Origin of the sequence: Rhizobium ecuadorense (genome assembly GCF_001187535.1) — a bacterium.
GTDB classification, from domain to species: domain Bacteria; phylum Pseudomonadota; class Alphaproteobacteria; order Rhizobiales; family Rhizobiaceae; genus Rhizobium; species Rhizobium ecuadorense.
Genome location: NZ_LFIO01001333.1, coordinates 1 through 211, shown reverse-complemented (window position 1 = coordinate 211; position 211 = coordinate 1). Strand labels below are relative to the sequence as shown.

Below are 211 nucleotides of genomic sequence, written 5' to 3'. Positions count from 1 at the left end.
ATCAGAAACTTGTTGCCTTCCGGATCGCTAAAATAGGCGCAGTAAGGACCCGTACCGTTCTCGCCACGTGGACCAGGCGCCCCTTCGTCCGAGCCACCCGCCGCCAATGCAGTTGCATGGGCTTCGTCAACCTTTGAACGGGACGGAGCTTCGAAAGCAATCATTCCGCCGTTGCCGACGGTGGCAGGGCGGCCATCGAACGGCTTGATGA

Annotated in this window: 1 protein-coding gene; it reads right to left on the bottom strand. The window is 59.7% G+C overall.

The annotated features are described in order from the left end of the window. Window positions 1-211: VOC family protein (locus AF337_RS44640; RefSeq protein WP_342028457.1), on the bottom strand; the 211-nt coding region annotated here is incomplete at both ends.